The sequence below is a fragment of the Buttiauxella sp. BIGb0552 genome, from assembly GCF_004366275.1.
Lineage (GTDB): Bacteria > Pseudomonadota > Gammaproteobacteria > Enterobacterales > Enterobacteriaceae > Buttiauxella > Buttiauxella gaviniae.
Window position 1 is genome coordinate 755,084 of sequence record NZ_SODY01000001.1, and the last position, 18,453, is coordinate 773,536.

16 protein-coding genes are annotated in these 18,453 nt (G+C 49.9%); 9 read left to right on the top strand and 7 right to left on the bottom strand.

What is annotated here, in order from left to right; genetic code table 11:
• Positions 1–28 precede the first annotated feature (28 nt).
• The 4 genes from EDF88_RS03485 to EDF88_RS03500 all read left to right on the top strand — a co-directional run bounded on the left by EDF88_RS03485 (position 29) and on the right by EDF88_RS03500 (position 4,623).
• Entirely contained in the window at positions 29–1,279 is a 1,251-nt protein-coding gene (locus EDF88_RS03485; RefSeq protein WP_134182936.1) for an MFS transporter, read from the top strand.
• Positions 1,280–1,352: 73 nt separating this feature from the next.
• Positions 1,353–2,837, top strand: coding sequence for a carboxypeptidase M32 (locus EDF88_RS03490; protein ID WP_134182938.1), 1,485 nt, complete (start codon positions 1,353–1,355; stop codon positions 2,835–2,837).
• A 274-nt stretch (positions 2,838–3,111) separates the two neighbouring features.
• On the top strand, positions 3,112–3,435 hold the full coding sequence (gene asr, locus EDF88_RS03495; RefSeq protein ID WP_134182940.1) for an acid resistance repetitive basic protein Asr: 324 nt from the start codon (positions 3,112–3,114) through the stop codon (positions 3,433–3,435).
• 381 nt (positions 3,436–3,816) lie between these two features.
• Positions 3,817–4,623 (top strand): serine protease, encoded by an 807-nt coding sequence (locus EDF88_RS03500; RefSeq protein ID WP_134182942.1) that lies wholly within the window; start codon positions 3,817–3,819, stop codon positions 4,621–4,623.
• A 35-nt stretch (positions 4,624–4,658) separates the two neighbouring features.
• Here the strand turns inward: EDF88_RS03500 and mdtI are convergent, their stop codons facing one another.
• Both mdtI and EDF88_RS03510 read right to left on the bottom strand, forming a co-directional pair.
• A complete protein-coding gene (mdtI, locus tag EDF88_RS03505; RefSeq protein ID WP_134182944.1) occupies positions 4,659–4,988 on the bottom strand; it encodes a multidrug/spermidine efflux SMR transporter subunit MdtI in 330 nt (109 codons plus the stop codon).
• Positions 4,989–5,090: 102 nt separating this feature from the next.
• Positions 5,091–5,348 carry an SMR family transporter gene (locus EDF88_RS03510; RefSeq protein WP_347876562.1) on the bottom strand — a complete coding sequence of 86 codons (258 nt, stop codon included), beginning with the start codon at positions 5,346–5,348 and terminating at the stop codon, positions 5,091–5,093.
• Between the two features lie 531 nt (positions 5,349–5,879).
• Here EDF88_RS03510 and EDF88_RS03515 point away from each other — a divergent pair.
• Positions 5,880–6,914 carry an AI-2E family transporter gene (locus EDF88_RS03515; RefSeq protein ID WP_134182946.1) on the top strand — a complete coding sequence of 345 codons (1,035 nt, stop codon included), beginning with the start codon at positions 5,880–5,882 and terminating at the stop codon, positions 6,912–6,914.
• A gap of 44 nt (positions 6,915–6,958) precedes the next feature.
• Here EDF88_RS03515 and pptA read toward each other — a convergent pair whose 3' ends face one another.
• Together pptA and EDF88_RS03525 are read right to left on the bottom strand one after the other, a co-directional pair.
• Positions 6,959–7,189 carry a tautomerase PptA gene (gene pptA / locus EDF88_RS03520; protein ID WP_134182948.1) on the bottom strand — a complete coding sequence of 77 codons (231 nt, stop codon included), beginning with the start codon at positions 7,187–7,189 and terminating at the stop codon, positions 6,959–6,961.
• Positions 7,190–7,255: 66 nt separating this feature from the next.
• Positions 7,256–8,059 (bottom strand): arylamine N-acetyltransferase, encoded by an 804-nt coding sequence (locus tag EDF88_RS03525; protein WP_243839571.1) that lies wholly within the window; start codon positions 8,057–8,059, stop codon positions 7,256–7,258.
• A gap of 126 nt (positions 8,060–8,185) precedes the next feature.
• On the opposite strand from EDF88_RS03525, the gene EDF88_RS03530 reads away from it, so the two are divergent.
• The 3 genes from EDF88_RS03530 to ansP all read left to right on the top strand — a co-directional run bounded on the left by EDF88_RS03530 (position 8,186) and on the right by ansP (position 14,156).
• On the top strand, positions 8,186–9,268 hold the full coding sequence (locus EDF88_RS03530; RefSeq protein WP_134182949.1) for a LacI family DNA-binding transcriptional regulator: 1,083 nt from the start codon (positions 8,186–8,188) through the stop codon (positions 9,266–9,268).
• Positions 9,269–9,380: 112 nt separating this feature from the next.
• Positions 9,381–12,476 carry a beta-galactosidase gene (locus EDF88_RS03535; protein ID WP_134182951.1) on the top strand — a complete coding sequence of 1,032 codons (3,096 nt, stop codon included), beginning with the start codon at positions 9,381–9,383 and terminating at the stop codon, positions 12,474–12,476.
• 198 nt (positions 12,477–12,674) lie between these two features.
• Positions 12,675–14,156, top strand: a complete 1,482-nt coding sequence (ansP, locus tag EDF88_RS03540) for an L-asparagine permease (RefSeq protein ID WP_134182953.1) — start codon at positions 12,675–12,677, stop codon at positions 14,154–14,156.
• 66 nt (positions 14,157–14,222) lie between these two features.
• Here ansP and EDF88_RS03545 read toward each other — a convergent pair whose 3' ends face one another.
• Genes EDF88_RS03545 through EDF88_RS03555 form a run of 3 tightly spaced genes read right to left on the bottom strand, consistent with a single transcriptional unit; the run spans position 14,223 to position 16,040 of the window.
• On the bottom strand, positions 14,223–14,876 hold the full coding sequence (locus tag EDF88_RS03545; protein WP_134182955.1) for an anti-sigma factor: 654 nt from the start codon (positions 14,874–14,876) through the stop codon (positions 14,223–14,225).
• Positions 14,873–15,427, bottom strand: coding sequence for a sigma-70 family RNA polymerase sigma factor (locus EDF88_RS03550; RefSeq protein WP_064518530.1), 555 nt, complete (start codon positions 15,425–15,427; stop codon positions 14,873–14,875). Before EDF88_RS03550 ends, EDF88_RS03545 begins: the two co-directional genes overlap by 4 nt.
• A 52-nt stretch (positions 15,428–15,479) precedes the next feature.
• On the bottom strand, positions 15,480–16,040 hold the full coding sequence (locus EDF88_RS03555) for a fasciclin domain-containing protein (protein ID WP_064518527.1): 561 nt from the start codon (positions 16,038–16,040) through the stop codon (positions 15,480–15,482).
• Positions 16,041–16,324: 284 nt separating this feature from the next.
• Between EDF88_RS03555 and pqqU the strand changes: the two genes are divergently transcribed.
• Complete coding sequence (gene pqqU, locus EDF88_RS03560) at positions 16,325–18,445, top strand: TonB-dependent receptor PqqU (protein ID WP_134182957.1); 2,121 nt, start codon at positions 16,325–16,327, stop codon at positions 18,443–18,445.
• Positions 18,446–18,453 lie beyond the last annotated feature (8 nt).

The following is an 18,453-nucleotide window of genomic DNA, read 5'->3' on the forward strand; positions in this document are numbered from 1 at the left end:
TTCATTTGTGTATTTTTAAGGACCGATTTTGAGCCGTACAACCCTCGTCAACACCGCCCCGGCAGCAAATATTGACGAAAGACGATCTCCCCAGCCGGTCACTTACATCAAGCGTGGTTCACCTCAATTTATGCGCGTTACGCTTGCGCTCTTTTCCGCAGGACTTGCCACCTTCGCGCTACTTTATTGTGTACAACCGATACTGCCGGTTCTTTCTCATGAATTTAGTGTCTCACCGGCCAGTAGCAGTATTTCGCTATCTGTTTCAACTGCTATGCTGGCGATTGGGCTGCTCTTTACTGGCCCGCTGTCTGATGCCATCGGTCGTAAACCCGTGATGGTTACGGCGCTGTTGCTCGCCTCATGCTGCACGCTACTTTCAACCATGATGACAAGTTGGCATGGCATATTGGTGATGCGTGCCCTGATTGGGCTGTCTCTTAGCGGTGTTGCTGCGGTTGGCATGACTTACCTGAGTGAAGAAATCCACCCAAGCGTGGTGGCATTTTCGATGGGGCTGTATATCAGTGGGAACTCAATTGGTGGCATGAGTGGCCGCCTGTTAAGCGGCGTGTTGACCGACTTCTTTAACTGGCGGATTGCGGTTGCGGCTATTGGCTGTTTCGCTCTGGCATCAGCGTTAATGTTCTGGAAAATACTGCCCGCCTCAAAACATTTCCGCCCCTCTTCGCTGCGGCCCAAAACGCTGTTTATCAACTTCCGGCTGCACTGGCGCGATCAGGGGCTACCTCTGTTATTTGCGCAGGGCTTTTTGCTGATGGGGGCGTTTGTCACCCTGTTTAACTACATTGGTTATCGCCTGATGCAGGGGCCATGGTATTTAAGCCAGGCGGTGGTCGGGCTTCTGTCTGTAGCGTATTTAACCGGAACATGGAGTTCGCCAAAAGCCGGGGCCATGACCGCAAAATTTGGCCGTGGCCCGGTGATGGTCTTTTCCACCGCGGTGATGCTGGCAGGTGTGGTGTTAACTGTCTTTTCACCGTTGCCGATTATCTTCATCGGCATGCTGCTCTTTTCTGCTGGATTCTTCGCCGCACACTCTGTTGCCAGCGGCTGGATTGGCCCGCGAGCTAAACGCGCTAAAGGGCAAGCCTCGTCACTTTATTTATTCAGCTATTACCTCGGTTCAAGTCTTGCCGGGACGCTCGGCGGAGTGTTCTGGCACCAGTTTGGCTGGCCGGGAGTCGCCAGTTTTATTGGCTCACTTTTGGTCATATCCTTACTGGTGGGGACGCGTTTGCATCATCGCGCACAATAACCCCGTTACGGCCTCGTTTTCGGGATGGCTTTTTGCTATTTTCGCAGCGTAAACCATCTCTTTATGAGGCCCTATGGAAAAGCAAAACTATAATCATCTCACCCGCACCTTCCAGCGTCTTTCACGTTTTGGACATCTCTCGGCCATCGCTGGCTGGGATATGTTCACCAATATGCCACCAAACGGCAACACAGCACGCGGCGAAGCCCTGGCCGAACTGAGTGTTTTGCAGCACCAAATCCTGACCGATAAAAAAATCGCTACGCTATTGCAGGCCGCGGTTCAGGAAAATTTGAATGATGTTGAACGTGCAAACCTGCGTGAAATGACACGCCAGTACCAAGAAGCCATTTTATTACCCGCATCACTGGTAGAAGAAAAATCGCTGGTTGGGACGCGCTGTGAACATGGCTGGCGCACGCAACGCCCAGCCAACGACTGGCAGGGTTTTTCCACCAATTTAAAAGAAGTGGTTCGTGTTAGCCGTGAAGAGGCGAAACTGCGCGCAGAAGCAAAAGGCAAATCCCCCTACGACGCGCTGTTAGACATTTATGAACCCGGCATGTCCAGCGCCAAACTCGACGTGCTATTCGGCGACTTGCGCACCTGGCTGCCTGAGTTGCTGCAAAAAGTTGTCGATAAACAAGCAAAAGAGTCGGTTATAACTCCTGTTGGCCCATTCGCTACGCACGATCAGCGCGAGCTTGGTCTGGAAACCATGAAGCTGCTGGGCTTTGATTTTAACGGTGGCCGACTTGATGTCAGTGCGCATCCGTTCTGCGGCGGCGTGCCGGAAGATGTACGCATTACCACGCGTTACGATGAAACAGATCTGGTAAGCGCACTGTTTGGCGTTATCCACGAAACGGGCCATGCGCGTTACGAGCAGAACCTGCCACGTGAATGGCTAGGCCAGCCTGTTGCTCTGGCGCGTTCCACGGCGATTCATGAGTCACAAAGTCTGTTCTTTGAGATGCAATTAGGGCGTAGCAAAGAGTTTCTTAAACTGCTGCTACCGATGGTCACTGAGCGTTTTGGCAAACAACCCGCATTTGAAACAGCAAACTTTATTGCCGTTAACCAGCGTGTCGAGCGTGGTTTTATTCGCGTTGATGCAGATGAAGTCAGCTATCCGGCCCACGTAGTTTTACGTTACGAAATCGAACGTGCGCTGATTGATGGTGAAATTGAAGTGGAAGACATCCCGGCACTGTGGGATGAAAAAATGCGGCAATGGTTGGGGCTTTCCACCAAAGATAACTTCCGTAATGGTTGTATGCAGGATATTCATTGGACGGACGGTGCTTTCGGTTACTTCCCTTCGTACACGCTGGGCGCAATGTATGCTGCTCAACTGTTCAATGCGGCAAAACTCGCACTGCCACAGCTCGAAAGCGATATTGCGGAAGGAAACTTCAGCGCATTGTTCGATTGGCTACGTCAGAATATCTGGCAACACGGCAGCCGCTTCACCACTTCAGAGTTGATTACCAACGCTACCGGTGAAGACCTTAACCCGTTGTATTTCCGCAAACATTTAGAAGCGCGTTACCTTTAATCTTCCTCACCTGTCCGCGCCCTAAATAATTCGGGTTTTATAGGGGGGGATTAGCGTTAGCGACATCCACCATTGACGCAGGTTATGTCGGATGTCGCTGCGCTAATCCGACCTACCACGAAATTTCTTCATCAATTCCCCGGCGTGTACAAACCGTTACACGCCGAAACCAATCACTCACTGAACGCGTTGATCCACAAGTCTATAGTTCATCTCAACGGCCCCGCAGGGCTTCAAACAAACATGAATTCAAACATGAATTGAGGATGTCGAGATGAATAAAGTATTAGCTCTGGTTGTTGCCGCTGCAATGGGTCTGTCTTCTGCTGCTTTCGCTGCTGAGACTACTGCGACTCCAGCTCCTGCTACCACTTCTGCTGCAGCTAAAGCTCCTGCTGCAAAAACTACTCATCATAAAAAACACAAAAAAGCAGCTACCGAGCAGAAAGCACAAGCCGCTAAAAAACACAAAAAAGAAGTGAAGAAAACTGAAGCAGCAAAACCAGCTGCACAGAAAGCCCAGGCTGCTAAAAAGCACCACAAAAAACCTACCGCTAAAACTGAAGCAGCAAAACCTGCAACTCAGCCAGCTGCATAAGGTTATCGGGGTTATCCCGAAAGCATAGCCACACTACTAACCTGCATAATTTGAGTTGTCGGCAGGTGGCAAGCAAGTGAGTCCCCAGAAGCGTAGATAACTATGTGACTGGGATGAACGACCGACGCCAACACACCGATAACGTGAAGTATGACGGTTAAAAACACCCGGTTCGCCGGGTGTTTACTTCCGGAGTCTGGATGATGTTGCGACGCTACAGCTTTGAAATCATCCTCACGCTGCTTATTCTTTGCGGCATTATTACGCTAAGCTTCTGGCTGTAATGACTTTTTACTCCCACTTTTTGTGCGACCCGTCTATAGTTAGTCCATTCGCTGGGTTTATATAACAATCAAAATTAATCGCCCCACAGAGAGTGATATGCGCAAAAAAGTTGTGATGTTGTTAGGTGTACTGTGTTTGTTGCCTGCCCTTTCTCATGCTGATGACGAAAGTGCTGCGAATGTCAAAACGCTGTTTTTTGGCAAGGATGACCGCACAAGAGTGAATGATCCCGCAACACCGCCGTGGGATGCTATCGGTCAACTTGAGACGGCGAGCGGCAATCTTTGCACCGCGACATTAATTTCCCCTCACCTGGCACTTACCGCCGGGCACTGTTTGCTGCAACCACCCCATGGGAAACCCGATAAAGCCATCGCTTTGCGCTTTGTGTCTAATAAAGGCAAATGGCGTTATGAAATTCATGATATTGAAGGTCGGGTTGAATCAACGCTGGGTCGTCGCCTTAAACCCGATGGCGACGGTTGGATTGTCCCTGCCAATGCAGCACCTCATGATTTTGGTCTGATTATTTTGCACAACCCGCCTTCAGGTATCACGCCGTTGCCATTGTTTGAGGGTGATCGTGACGCACTAACCGAAGCGCTTAAAAATCAGAATCGTAAAGTCACGCAGTCGGGTTATCCCGAGGATCATCTGGACGATCTTTATACCCATAACGATTGCCTGATTACCGGCTGGGCACAGAAAACTGTTCTCTCGCATCAGTGCGATACATTGCCTGGTGATAGTGGCTCACCCTTGATGCTGAAAACGGAAAATGGTTGGCAGCTGATTGCGGTGCAGAGCTCAGCGCCTGCGGCGAAAGATCGTTATCGTGCAGATAATAGGGCGATTTCTGTGACGGGGTTTCGTGACCAGCTACAGAGTTTAGCCAGCCAATAATTTCACCGCCGGGTATCACGCCCGGCGGTTTGCTTTTATGCCAGTTTGATAAGCACCATGCCCGCTAGTAATAAAACCAGCCCCACCCAGCCTTTACGGTTAAGACGCTGGCCGAATAAAATCCAGCCAGCCGCCACGGTGGCAATAATGCCGAAGCCACCCCACAGTGCATAAGCGACCGACAATTCAATTCCTTTTACTGCCTGCGCAAGCGCGCTAAAGGCTGCCAGAACTGCACACAGCGACAATATGCCGTAGCCAAAACGGCGAAAACCATCAGAGTGTTTCAAGAAAATATTAGCGGCAATTTCTAACACGATTGCCAGGAACAGCCATAGCGCGTGAACCCATTCAAATGATTGCATGTTCGCTCTCCTTTGCTGGTTTTACCGTTCGCGTTTTTTTAGCGCTGGTTCCCGATTTAATCAAAGCAATCCCCACCACTAACGTGGTCAGACCGATGATTTTCAGTAGTGAGATCGATTCGTCGAACAACAAAACACTGAAAAGGGTAATAAATAAAATACCAATTCCTTCCCACATGGCATACGCGACGCAAGGGCGATTTTTTTAACCGAAAATGATAATAAAATATAAGACAAGGTGATCATCAACAGCATAAAAATATAGCCGAGATTATCATCACTGACGCTGGACCATTTCATGGATAACGTGCCGGTAATTTCGGCAATAATAGCCAATGCTAATAATATCCAATAGATCATGATTCCTCTCCTGATAGAGAAAATAGCCGTACTAATGCTTGTAAGGTGCTAAATAAAGCGCACAAGCTGAATAAAAAATAAGCTTATTTACCCGAAATAATTCGTGTACCAGTAAGGCGACAAGACCGTAAGCAAGCCGGTGCAGTCAACGCAACTGGGCGCGAAGTATCAAGGGAAAAACAGGAGAGTGAATCTACAGCGCGTTACGCCAGTGTTGTTCACCGGAAAGCGAGAAAGCAGAAGAGAAAGATGGGGCTTGATGGGTTAATAACATTTTGAACAGCTTGTTCGTAAGCATAATGTCCATAGTTTTCACAACGTATCCGCGGTGTTGCTTCTCATCAGTTGCGGATAGTAAATTGTCCTCAGTAGTCAAACACGCTGAATTTGTACCATATTTCGCAAGATGCCTGACTTCCATTTTCAATTCTTTACGCTTGTGTGGCAGAAAATAAGTGTATACCCCTCCTTTCCCCACCCGTACTATATAGACAATTAAGGAACGGATTATTCTGATGGAGACCGTCAATAATGGCAAAACCCATTATTACGTTAAGTGGATTAAAAGTAGTCATTATGTTGGGGATGTTAGTCATCATCCTTGTGGGGATAAAAGTGGCTGCTGAGATAATCGTGCCATTTATTCTGGCACTGTTTATTGCCATTATCCTCAACCCAATGATTCGTCGTCTGGAGCGCATACGTGTCCCGCGAGTGCTGGCGATCACCTTCGTCATTTCAGTAATTATTTTCTTCATGGCTGTACTGCTCGCCTACCTGGGAACCACGCTTAATGAGCTGACGCGTACGCTGCCGCAATACCGTTCCTTGTTAATCTCCCCTCTGCAAACACTTGATCCGTGGCTACAACGGGTCGGGATTTCTGTGTCGGTGGATGAACTGGTTAAGTATATCGACCCGAACGCGGCAATGACGTTAGTCACAAGTCTTATCACTCAGCTTTCCAATGCGATGACCTCAATCTTTTTACTGCTTCTGACCGTAGTATTTATGTTGATTGAAGTACCGCAATTGCCGGTAAAACTTCAACAATTGATGTCCCGACCGGCAGAAGGTATGGGTGCTATCCAGCGAGCTTTGGACAGCGTCAGCCATTATCTTGTGCTAAAAACCGCTATCAGTTTGGTTACGGGGTTGGTGGTCTGGATAATGTTAGCCATGCTGGATGTGCGTTTTGCCTTTGTCTGGGGGCTGCTCGCCTTCTCACTCAACTATATTCCCAATATTGGATCCGTTCTCGCAGCAATCCCACCGGTTGCGCAGGTGCTGGTATTTAGTGGACTGTATGATGCACTGCTTGTCGTTGCCGGTTATCTGGCCATCAACCTGGTGTTTGGCAATATCATCGAACCACGCATGATGGGGCGAGGATTGGGTTTATCTACTCTGGTGGTTTTCTTGTCGTTGATTTTTTGGGGCTGGCTGCTGGGCCCGGTGGGAATGCTACTGTCGGTTCCACTGACTATCGCGGTGAAAATAGCACTTGAACAAAACGAGGGTGGCAAGAGTATTGCCGTGCTGTTGAGTGATGTGACCAATAGCTAAAGAGCCATAGCCGCTCCGGATAACAGAGCGGCTATGTAGTGAGACTACATACTGTAACCCGGTTTTTTGGCCAAAGTATCCAGTGCCGGAGCTATCTCTTTATCGTAGACATCCTCTTTCCAGCGATCTTTCTGGATAGGGGTTAGCGCAACAGAGAGCGACTCGTCAGATGAATTAAAGTGCTTCTTCAGCACGGCACAAATATCAGCGGCAAGCGCTTCTTTTTGTTCTTCAGTCAACTCACGCGGAAAGTGCTTTATGGTAATATGCGGCACAACAAATCTCCTTTGAATGGCGAACTCTATTCTTACGTTAAAATATCAAGTTATAGCAATAGAAAATCATTTGGGGCAGATAGAGGCAAACTCATCAAAGCTGATGCCGTACTGCTCGTGGTCCAACCGCAAGCCAAACTTTTCTTGCAGTAGTTGATACACCGCCCTCTCATCAGCCATATCCTCGCGTTGCTCGCCGCTAAACTGCCGGTTACTCAGCGTTAACGTCGTGCCATCGGGTTTATGCAAACACAACATTAAATGATGACGGAAATGCGATTCAGGCCAGGTCGAAACATAGTGATTTGCGACCTGAAAATCACTGAAATATTGGGGTTGCAGATCAAATCGATACAGAGGCATCCAGCCATCTTGTTGTTTGATGCTCAGCAAGTAATCGCCGTCCAGATGCGTTAAGCGATAGACACCATGCGCCGTAGGCTGCTCAACATCAGTTTCCAGCCGCAAAGGGGAAGTCAGTGTTTTCCCACCAAATCCTACATCTGCCAGATAACGCTGTTTATTTATCGTCACCAGCAATAGTCGGTGCGTTCTTGCTGGCATTTCAGGCGGTTGCGTGATCAACACTCTCGCCGCCAGGTCTTCCACTTCAAAACCAATGTCTTCAAGCGCTGCGCGCAGCAAGGCATTTTGCTCATAGCAATAGCCTCCTCGCCCAGCGACAACAAGCTTTTCAAAAACATTATCGAGCTCAAGCCTGATCGTTCGACCAAGAAGCGCATCCAGGTTTTCGAAAGGAATGGAACAAGTATGCAGCAGATGAATATGTTGCAAGGTTTCTAAGGTGGGTACGGCTTTACCATGAAAACCGATACGCGCAAAATAGGTTTGTCGATCGAAAGTCATCATCTCAACCTCTTAAAATCCGATGTCTTTACTATAAAGCGTTTTTTTCATGGCAAATGATCGATAATGCTCTGGCTACAACAGGCCTGTAGACTACTCCCCGGAAATTAAGTGCCAGAAGGATGCGCCATGAAACCCAAGTCGATGACTCTCTATGATGTGGCAAAACATGCCAATGTTTCCTATCAGACCGTTTCGCGGGTTATCAATCAGGCAGAGCACGTTTCTGATAAAACGCGCCGTAAAGTCGAAGCAGCGATGCTGGCACTTAACTACGTTCCTAACCGGGTGGCGCAGCAACTAGCCGGAAAACTGAGCCACACGATTGGGCTTGTGACCAGCAATTTGTCCCTCCACGCTCCGTCGCAAATCGCCGCAGCCATTAAGTCTCAGGCCAGCAAACTCCACTTTAACGTGGTGATATCGATGATTGAGCAGCCTGATTTGAGTGCCTGCAAAGGTGCTGTGAATAGCCTGCTTTCCCAGCGGGTTGATGGGCTAATTGTGAATATTCCTCTGGAAGATGAGCAAGTTCGAGCCATCACTGACATGTGCGGCAATGTGCCGGTATTGTTCCTCGATGTATCCCCGACTCTCAATATCCACAGCATCACATTTGATGCCACCACCGGCACGCAGTTGGCAGTAACTCATCTCGTCCAACAAGGCCACCAGCATATTGCTTTACTGAGCGGGCCGTTGACCTCAGTTTCAGCCCGCCTGCGCCTGGAAGGTTGGCAACTGGCTCTGGCAAAGCATCATCTGATGGCTGTCGCACAATTGCAGGGCGACTGGAGTTCAATCTCCGGTTATCTCCAGACACTGGCGCTCATTAGCACGGGATCGAAGTTCACCGCCCTGCTGGTCGCTAACGATCAAATGGCGTTAGGTGCATTACGTGCACTCAATGAATCAGGGTTATCCGTTCCTGGGCAAGTCTCAGTGGTGGGTTATGACGATACCGAAGACAGCGCCTGTTTTATCCCGCCGCTCACTACCATCAAGCAAGACTTTAAAGCACTGGGGAATACCAGCGTTGACCAACTGATTGCCCAAATCCACACGCCCGCTTTACCGGGCCATGCCACCGTCCTTCCCGTCACGCTTATTGAGCGTAAAACGACGGCGGCACCAGATTCTGAAGCTGTGTCACCACAAACCCTGGCCGACGCGCTTGCGGTGCTTGCCCGTCAGGTCGCGCGTCTAAAGTAATTTTTGTGAATCGCCTCACCTGAAGTTATTTTACTGCTTTACATCTGCGCAGGTAAAAAACATATTAATTAATAATTGTGAGCGCTTCGCAAAATGTAAAGGAACATCAAGTATGACCATCAGATCGGGTTCTGTTGCGGCCACTTTGGCCGCGATCCTTGGGCGACGCGACTGGGAGAACCCAGCAGTGACGCAATTAAATCGCTTGCCTGCTCACCCGCCATTTTCCAGTTGGCGTGATGCGCTCGCCGCGCGTGACGACTCATCATCTGAAAGTCTGCGCAGTCTTAATGGTGAGTGGCAGTTTAGTTACTTCACTCAGCCCGAGTGTGTTCCCGAAAGCTGGCTTGAGGTTGATTTAGCCGATGGTCAAATCTTACCAGTCCCATCAAACTGGCAAATGCATGGCTTTGATGCCCCGATTTATACCAATGTCACTTATCCCATCCCGGTTACACCGCCATTTGTGCCACAAGACAACCCGACTGGATGTTACTCGCTCACATTTAATGTCGAACAATGCTGGCTTGATCATGGTCAGACGAGGATTATTTTCGATGGTGTGAATTCGGCATTCCATCTTTGGTGTAACGGCCACTGGATTGGCTACGGTCAGGATAGTCGCCTGCCCTCTGAATTTGACCTCAGTGAAGTCCTGCACGCGGGGCAAAACCGCATTGCGGTGATGGTGCTACGTTGGTGCGATGGAAGTTATCTGGAAGATCAGGATATGTGGCGTATGAGCGGTATTTTCCGCGATGTGACACTACTGCATAAACCTTCCACCCAGTTGAGCGATGTGCATATTGCCACCCATTTAAACGAAGATTTCAGCCATGCGATACTGGAAACAGCTGTTGCGGTGAAAGGCGAAACCGATGGCGCGTTACAGGTAAAAGTGCAGCTGTGGCGCGGCGAAGAATTCGTGAGTGAGCGGCAACAAACGCTGGTCAGCGAGATTATTGATGAACGTGGAGCCTATAACGACCGCACCACTATCCGAATGCCTGTCGCAAACCCTTTGTTGTGGAGTGCGGAAATCCCCAACCTCTATCGTGCTGTCATTATTTTGTTGGATAGCGCAGGCGTGACAATAGAGGCAGAAGCCTATGACGTGGGCTTTCGTAAAGTCGAAATCCATCAAGGGCTGTTAAAACTCAACGGCAAACCTTTGCTCATTCGCGGTACCAACCGCCATGAACATCACCAGGAATTTGGCCAGGTGATGGATGTCGAAACCATGCGCCGCGACATTATTTTGATGAAGCAGCACAACTTTAATGCGGTGCGCTGCTCGCATTATCCGAACCATCCGTTGTGGTATCGCTTGTGCGACCGTTACGGTCTGTACGTGGTGGATGAGGCAAACATTGAAACCCATGGCATGGTGCCGATGAATCGCCTGAGTGACGATCCTGGCTGGCTGCCCGCGATGACGGAACGTGTCACTCGTATGGTGAAACGCGATATTAATCATCCATCAATTATTATCTGGTCGCTTGGTAACGAGTCCGGTCACGGTGCCAATCATGATGCACTTTATCGCTGGATAAAATCTGTCGACCCCACCCGCCCGGTGCAGTACGAAGGTGGTGGTGCCAACAGCGCAGCAACCGATATTATTTGCCCTATGTATGCGCGTGTTGACCAGGACCAACCCTTCCCGGCAGTGCCTAAATGGTCCATTAAAAAGTGGATTGGCATGCCCGATGAAACCCGTCCGTTGATCCTTTGCGAATATGCCCACGCCATGGGCAACAGTTTTGGTGGTTTCCATAAATACTGGCAGGCATTCCGCCAGCACCCGCGTCTGCAAGGTGGTTTTGTCTGGGACTGGGTCGATCAGTCGCTAATTAAACACGATGAAAATGGCGAGCCCTTCGCAGCCTACGGCGGGGATTTTGGCGACAAACCTAACGATCGTCAGTTCTGCATGAACGGCCTTGTCTTTGCCGACCGCACAGCGCATCCGGCATTGTATGAAGCACAACAAGCACAACAGTTTTTCCAGTTTGAACTTCATCGTGAAACCCCGTTACGCCTCGAAATAACCAGCGAGTACCTGTTCCGCTACAGCAACAACGAACGCCTGGTTTGGCAGATTTCGCAAGTAGGTGAATCCCTCGCAGAAGGTGAAATGCTGCTCGATATTGCGCCAGAAGGTAAGCAGACGATGACGTTCGATTCCCTCCCTGCAATCAGCGGTAGCGGTGATGTGTGGCTGACGGTAAAAGTACTGCAAACCAACGCCACAGACTGGTCTGATGCCGGGCATATTTGTGCATGGGATCAGTGGCAACTGCCGAGTATCCTCAGCGCAAGCCCGCTGCCTTTTAATGGTAAAGCGCCTGAACTGGTAACCAGTAACTGCCATTTCGATATTCACCTCGGCCTGCATCACTGGCAGTTCAACCGCGAAACTGGTTTGTTAAACCAGTGGTGGAAGGCACAGCAGCCTGCACTATTAAAGCCACTACAAGATCAGTTCACCCGCGCACCGCTTGATAACGATATTGGTGTCAGCGAAGTGACGCGCATTGACCCGAACGCGTGGGTCGAGCGTTGGAAGGCAGCAGGAATGTATGAGCTTGAGCCACGTGTGGAGAGCTGCGAAGCGGAGGCTTTGGACAATGAAGTGCAGCTGCGCACCGTTCATAGCTGGCAGCACAACGGCAAAACGCTGTTTATCAGCCGTAAGCTCTGGCGAATTGATTGCCAGGGCGAACTCCACGTCAATGTTGATGTTGAAATTGCTTATGGCACACCTCCACCTGCGCGCATCGGTCTGACCTGCCAACTGGCGGAAGTCTATCCTGAAGTGAACTGGCTTGGTCTGGGTCCACATGAAAACTACCCCGATCGCAAGCAATCTGCGCTCTTCGATAGTTGGCAGCTTCCACTTGACGAACTGTACACACCGTATGTTTTCCCAACGGAGAATGGCTTGCGCTGCGATACCCAAATACTGGAATACGGCGACAACCAGTGGCGCGGGAATTTCCACTTCAATATCAGCCGCTTTAGCCAACAACAATTGCGCGAAACCTCGCATCGCCATTTGCTTGTGGCAGAAACAGGCACCTGCTTAAATATGGATGGTTTCCATATGGGTGTTGGTGGCGATGACTCCTGGAGCCCAAGCGTTTCACCGGAATACTTGCTTGATAAGCAGCATTATCACTACCAGTTAAGTTGGCAGCGCCGCTAACATCCCTCCTTCAACAATGGCCTGTGTAGTCGCAGGCCATCTTCGAATAACCGCTACAATCTCTACTCTTTGAAAAAAGGCATTAGCGTCCTTAACCATTTATGGATAGGATCTGTCGCCCGATTTTGTCATGGCGTGGAAGTTATAAAAACGTCAGGCATTACGTAGGGGTCTTTTTAACAAAGGAACAGGGTCTACATGAACACAACACACAAAACGGAAGCGGAAGCGGAAAAGCACGCAGCTAAACGCCGCTGGCTAAATTCGCATGATTCCGGGTATCACAAAGCAATGGGTAACCGCCAGGTACAGATGATTGCCATCGGCGGCGCAATTGGCACAGGGCTTTTCCTGGGCGCTGGCGCACGTCTACAAATGGCTGGCCCGGCTCTGGCACTCGTCTATCTGGTCTGCGGCATCTTCTCTTTCTTTATTTTACGCGCGTTAGGCGAACTGGTGCTCCATCGCCCTTCGAGCGGTAGTTTCGTTTCTTATGCCCGTGAGTTTCTCGGTGAGAAAGCCTCCTACGTGGCAGGCTGGATGTACTTCGTGAACTGGGCAATGACGGGCATTGTCGATATCACCGCCGTGGCACTTTATATGCACTATTGGGGCGCTTTTGGCGATGTGCCACAGTGGGTATTTGCTCTCGGTGCGCTTGGTATTGTCGGTGCCATGAATATGATCGGTGTGAAATGGTTCGCAGAAATGGAGTTCTGGTTTGCGCTGATAAAAGTCCTCGCAATCGTCGCCTTCCTGGTGGTGGGGACGGTGTTCCTTGGCAGCGGGAAAATGCTTGATGGCAACACGACAGGTTTCCATTTAATTACTGATAACGGTGGTTTCTTCCCACATGGGTTACTGCCTGCATTAGTGCTTATTCAGGGCGTGGTGTTTGCTTTTGCTTCAATCGAACTGGTGGGTACCGCGGCGGGTGAATGCAAAGATCCAAAGACAATGGTGCCAAAAGCGATTAACAGCGTTATCTGGCGTATTGGGCTTTTTTACGTCGGCTCCGTGACATTGCTGGTTTTATTGCTGCCATGGAACGCCTATCAGGCGGGACAAAGCCCGTTTGTGACATTTTTCTCTAAACTCGGTGTGCCATACATTGGCGACATCATGAATATGGTGGTTCTGACTGCTGCGCTTTCCAGCCTAAACTCTGGCCTCTATTCCACCGGGCGTATTTTGCGTTCAATGTCGATGGGTGGTTCAGCACCTCAGTTCATGTCGAAAATGAGCAAGCAGCACGTACCCTATGCCGGGATATTGGTTACGCTTGGGATATATGTGATTGGTGTGGTACTGAATTATCTAGTGCCATCACAAGTGTTCGAGATAGTCCTCAACGTTGCCTCGCTGGGGATTATCTCTTCCTGGGCATTTATCATGGTTTGCCAGATGCGCTTGCGTAAAGCGATTAAAGAGGGGAAAGCTGAAGACGTTAGTTTTAAATTACCTGGCGCACCGTTCACCTCATGGTTAACCCTGCTCTTCCTGTTTAGCGTATTGGTGTTGATGGGATTCGATTACCCGAACGGAACTTATACCATTGCATCTATTCCGCTGATTGCTTTGTTGCTGGTGATTGGCTGGTTTGGCGCACGTAAGCGCGTTCAAGAACTTGCCCACAATCCCGACGCTCCCCCTGAGGAAGCGCCGCACAAGGTCAAGTAAACCCATACTGAGCCGATGTTTCGTAGCGAAAAAGGGCAGAATATTTTCTGCCCTTTTTGCTGCTATTTACAATGTCCCGCTAAATATCACTGGCCCGGTCGGTTGCCCCGTTGGAGAGCCGCCTTGCGGTTCGAGGCTGATTGCAATCGTCGTGCCTGGCGATAAAGCCACATTGGTTGCAGTAAGTTGTGTCGGCTCGCTGGCATTCACTAAGCCAAGTGAAATCGGTTTTGCACCCGAAGGTATCGCCCATAACTGCAAGCTGTTATTGGCCGCAATGGTGCGAGGCTGAACCGAAACCAACTGCAGCGTTTTACGTTCACTGTCAGCACTGACAACCCATTGACCTTTGGTTGCATCGCTACTGTTTAACACCACCAGCGGTGCGAGATCGGGTGATCGGCTGGTGAAATACGGCACCAGAATAACCGCGGCAAGTCCAGCCGCCAGCGCCCATCCCAGGTAATTCCAGTTCCACAATGACGTAGGTCTTTGCGGCGGTAAGCTGAGCTGTATTTTTTTCCATACTCGTTCTGGCGGAATCTGTTGCTGTGTATTGTTTTCAAATGGTGCCAGCAAGGTTTGCCAACGACCAAGTTGCTGTGCCAACTCTTGTTCCTGCGCAAGGCGTTTTTCGAAACGCAGACGCGCATTACCACGCAGGGTGCCCAGGGCATACTGCGCGCTCAATGCGCTGTCGATATCGTGTCTGCTTTTCATAATCCTACGCAGTCCTTAAGGTGGTCCAGAGCCCGGCGCACCCAACTTTTTACTGTACCAAGCGGTTGATGCAACCAGGTCGCAATTTCGCTGTGAGACATCCCCTGATAGTAGGCCAGCACCACGCTTTGCCGTTGTTCTGGCGGCAGATGAGCAAGGCAATGTGTGAGTTTGTCGACCTGCTTATCATCGTGCTGGCTATCTTCATTTTGATAACTCGTTACTGGAGTATATTCAGTCAGTTCATCTTCCAGTTCACTACTACGAGCGGTGCCACTTCTTAGCCAATCGATACAACGATTGCGCACAATATGCGTAAGCCAGGTCATCGGGGAGCTGGAGGCAGGATCATAAGTTGCAGCGCGATTCCAGACGGCAAGAAAACTGTCATGCAGAACTTCTTCGGCCCATGATGAGCGGCGCAACATACGTAACGCTACCGGGAAAAGCATCGGTGACGTCTGGCGATAAAGTTGTTCAAAGGCGCGGCGGTCACCATCGGCAACCGCCCGCACAAGCGCTACCTGTTGTTGCACTTGCTGATTATCCATATCTTTCCTGATTGGGTGTGAGTCAGTCACTCACACCGAGTATAGACAGGATTTATTTAGGCATCAGGACAGTATCAATAACGTCAATTACACCGTTTTTCTGATTTACGTCATAAGTACTGATATTCGCGATATTTCCCTGGGCATCTTTCAACTGGATGTTATGCGGGCCGTTACTCATTACCCATAAAGGTTGCCCGTTCACGGTTTTCAGTTCCGCATGGCCACCACCCTCTTTAATTTTTTTCTCAAGCTGCTTCATGTCGTATTTTCCAGCCACGACGTGATAAGTCAGAATGTTGGTCAGTACCGCTTTGTTTTCCGGTTTCACCAGATTCTCAACGGTCCCTGCGGGCAGTTTTGCAAACGCTGCATTAGTTGGCGCAAACACCGTAAACGGCCCTGTTCCCTGAAGGGTATCGACCAAACCCGCGGCTTTTACCGCTGCAACCAGGGTTGTGTGGTCTTTAGAGTTGATCGCATTTTCTACGATGTTTTTTGAAGGATACATCGCAGCGCCACCCACCATCACGGAGTCTGACATCATGGCAGCCATGCTGGCGGCACTAAACAGTAACGAGGTAGAGATAGCAGCAGTAAGGATTCTGTTCATGGTTATTTCCTCATTGAGTCAGGAGCACGTTGTTGGCTCACACTCTGATATACGTACGAGGAAATGAACTGGATGCAGGAATATGAAAATATTTGTTCACTCCGGAAAAATCACTCCAATCGCCGCGGAAATCCTCACAAAACACTTTCGCTCATAAAAACTTGCATTAACGTTATGTGCCATTAACACTTTTCAAACATTCATCACAAGTATTAACATACCCTCTTGAATGTTCCAGATGGTTCGTCCGGAACGTAAAATGCTCCCACCTGTGAAAATGTCTGATGAAAATTGTGCACCATGGAAAGATCTCCCTGCCACTGATATTAGTCCCGGCCCTTTCGTCTTTTGCCCTTCCGGCACTTGCCGCCGAAGAGACGATGGTCGTTACCGCAACACAAGGCACGATTTCCGAGCTGGATACACCAGCGGCGGTGAGTGTCGTCAATGGCGACGATATGCGCCAGGCGGCGCCACGCGTTAATCTTTCAGAAAGTCTTAGCAGCGTACCGGGCCTGCAAGTTCAGAACCGTCAGAACTATGCGCAAGATTTACAGCTTTCGGTGCGCGGATTTGGTTCTCGCTCCACCTATGGTGTGCGCGGCATAAGAATGTATGTCGATGGTATTCCCGCGACCATGCCTGATGGCCAGGGGCAAACCTCAAATATCGATATAAACAGCGTTGAAAGTATCGAAGTGCTACGTGGCCCCTTCTCGGCACTTTATGGCAACGCATCGGGTGGCGTGATTAATGTCAGCACAACAACGGGTACACAACCGCCAACTTTTGAAGCCAGCAGCTATTACGGCAGCTTTGGAAGCTGGCGTAACAGTATTAAAGCAACCGGAGCCACGGGTGATGGTACGCAGGCAGGTGATGTCGATTACGCCGTATCAGCTTCACGCTTTACGACTCATGGTTATCGCGACCACAGCAGTGCACAAAAAAATCTCGGCAACGCCAAACTGGGTGTGCGTCTCAATGAAGCAAGCAAATTAACCCTGCTGCTCAACAGCGTAGATATTGATGCCAATGATCCTGGCGGTTTAACCGAGCAGGAATGGCGCAATGACCCGACTCAGGCCCCTCGCGCCGAACAGTACAACACCCGCAAGACCACCAAACAGACTCAGGCTGGTCTGCGCTATGACAGACAGCTAAGCGCCAATGATGATTTAAGTGTCATGACCTATGCAGGGGTGCGCGAAACTACGCAATATCAGTCCATTCCCGTTGCCCCTCAGCTAAACCCAACGCATCCAGGTGGTGTGATTGAACTTTCGCGCCATTACCAAGGGATAGATTCTCGCTGGACACATCGAGGCAATCTTCTGTCTGTGCCGGTGACGTTTACCACCGGGCTTGATTACGAAACCATGTCGGAAAAGCGCAAAGGGTATGAAAACTTTGTGGTAGAAAACGGCACCACAGTTTTAGGCGAGAAAGGCGACCTTCGGCGTGACGAACGTAATCTAATGTGGAACGTTGACCCGTATCTGCAAACGGCCTGGCAACTCACCGATAAACTCAGTCTTGATGCAGGCGTGCGTTTCAGTTCGGTCTGGTTCGACTCGAACGATCAGTACATTACCGCTAAAAACGGTGATGACAGCGGCGATGCGAGCTACCACAAGTGGCTACCTGCCGCCGCGTTGAAATACGCCGTGACCGATGCCTGGAATATTTACACCTCGGCAGGCCGTGGTTTTGAAACGCCGACCATCAACGAACTCTCGTATCGTGATAATGGCCAGTCAGGTTTGAATTTTGGATTAAAACCATCCACCAGCGATACCGTGGAAATCGGCACTAAAACGCGCGTCGGCAATAGTTTGTTTGCTGCGGCACTCTTCCAGACAGATACCGACGATGAGATTGTTGCAGACCAAAGCAGCGGTGGGCGCACAACCTATAAAAATGCCGGTGAAACCCGCCGCCGTGGGGTGGAACTCTCTGCTGATAGCCAACTTGGCTACGACTGGCGTGTAAAAATGGCGTGGACTTATCTCGATGCTACCTATCGCAGTAATGCGTGTGGCGCTGATAATTGCGAAGGCAATCGCATTCCGGGAATCGCGCGCAACATGGGCTACGCTTCACTTGAATATGCGCCGCCAGAGGGTTTCTATGCAGGAGCCGACGTGCGTTATATGAGTGATATTCAGGCCAATGACGAGAATACTGCGAAAGCACCTGCTTACACGGTCGCCTCACTCAACAGTGGTTATAAACTGCGGATTCAGGAAAGCTGGTTATTGGATATTTGGGGACGCGTCGATAACCTGTTCGATCGCGAGTATGTCGGTTCCGTTATTGTTAACGAAAGTAATGGTCGCTACTACGAACCCGCGCCGGGGCGCAATTATGGTGTGGGGGTGAACCTGAGTTACACATTCTTATAAGCATAAAA

Coding starts and splice junctions, on each gene's coding strand:
- ansP (WP_134182953.1), top strand. CDS start 12,675: ATGAACACAACACACAAAACGGAAGCGGAAGCGGAAAAGCACGCAGCT.
- EDF88_RS03530 (WP_134182949.1), top strand. CDS start 8,186: ATGAAACCCAAGTCGATGACTCTCTATGATGTGGCAAAACATGCCAAT.
- EDF88_RS03510 (WP_347876562.1), bottom strand. CDS start 5,348: ATGATCTATTGGATATTATTAGCATTGGCTATTATTGCCGAAATTACC.
- EDF88_RS03550 (WP_064518530.1), bottom strand. CDS start 15,427: ATGGATAATCAGCAAGTGCAACAACAGGTAGCGCTTGTGCGGGCGGTT.
- EDF88_RS03555 (WP_064518527.1), bottom strand. CDS start 16,040: ATGAACAGAATCCTTACTGCTGCTATCTCTACCTCGTTACTGTTTAGT.
- asr (WP_134182940.1), top strand. CDS start 3,112: ATGAATAAAGTATTAGCTCTGGTTGTTGCCGCTGCAATGGGTCTGTCT.
- EDF88_RS03500 (WP_134182942.1), top strand. CDS start 3,817: ATGCGCAAAAAAGTTGTGATGTTGTTAGGTGTACTGTGTTTGTTGCCT.
- mdtI (WP_134182944.1), bottom strand. CDS start 4,988: ATGCAATCATTTGAATGGGTTCACGCGCTATGGCTGTTCCTGGCAATC.
- EDF88_RS03515 (WP_134182946.1), top strand. CDS start 5,880: ATGGCAAAACCCATTATTACGTTAAGTGGATTAAAAGTAGTCATTATG.
- pqqU (WP_134182957.1), top strand. CDS start 16,325: ATGAAAATTGTGCACCATGGAAAGATCTCCCTGCCACTGATATTAGTC.
- EDF88_RS03490 (WP_134182938.1), top strand. CDS start 1,353: ATGGAAAAGCAAAACTATAATCATCTCACCCGCACCTTCCAGCGTCTT.
- EDF88_RS03535 (WP_134182951.1), top strand. CDS start 9,381: ATGACCATCAGATCGGGTTCTGTTGCGGCCACTTTGGCCGCGATCCTT.
- EDF88_RS03525 (WP_243839571.1), bottom strand. CDS start 8,059: ATGATGACTTTCGATCGACAAACCTATTTTGCGCGTATCGGTTTTCAT.
- EDF88_RS03545 (WP_134182955.1), bottom strand. CDS start 14,876: ATGAAAAGCAGACACGATATCGACAGCGCATTGAGCGCGCAGTATGCC.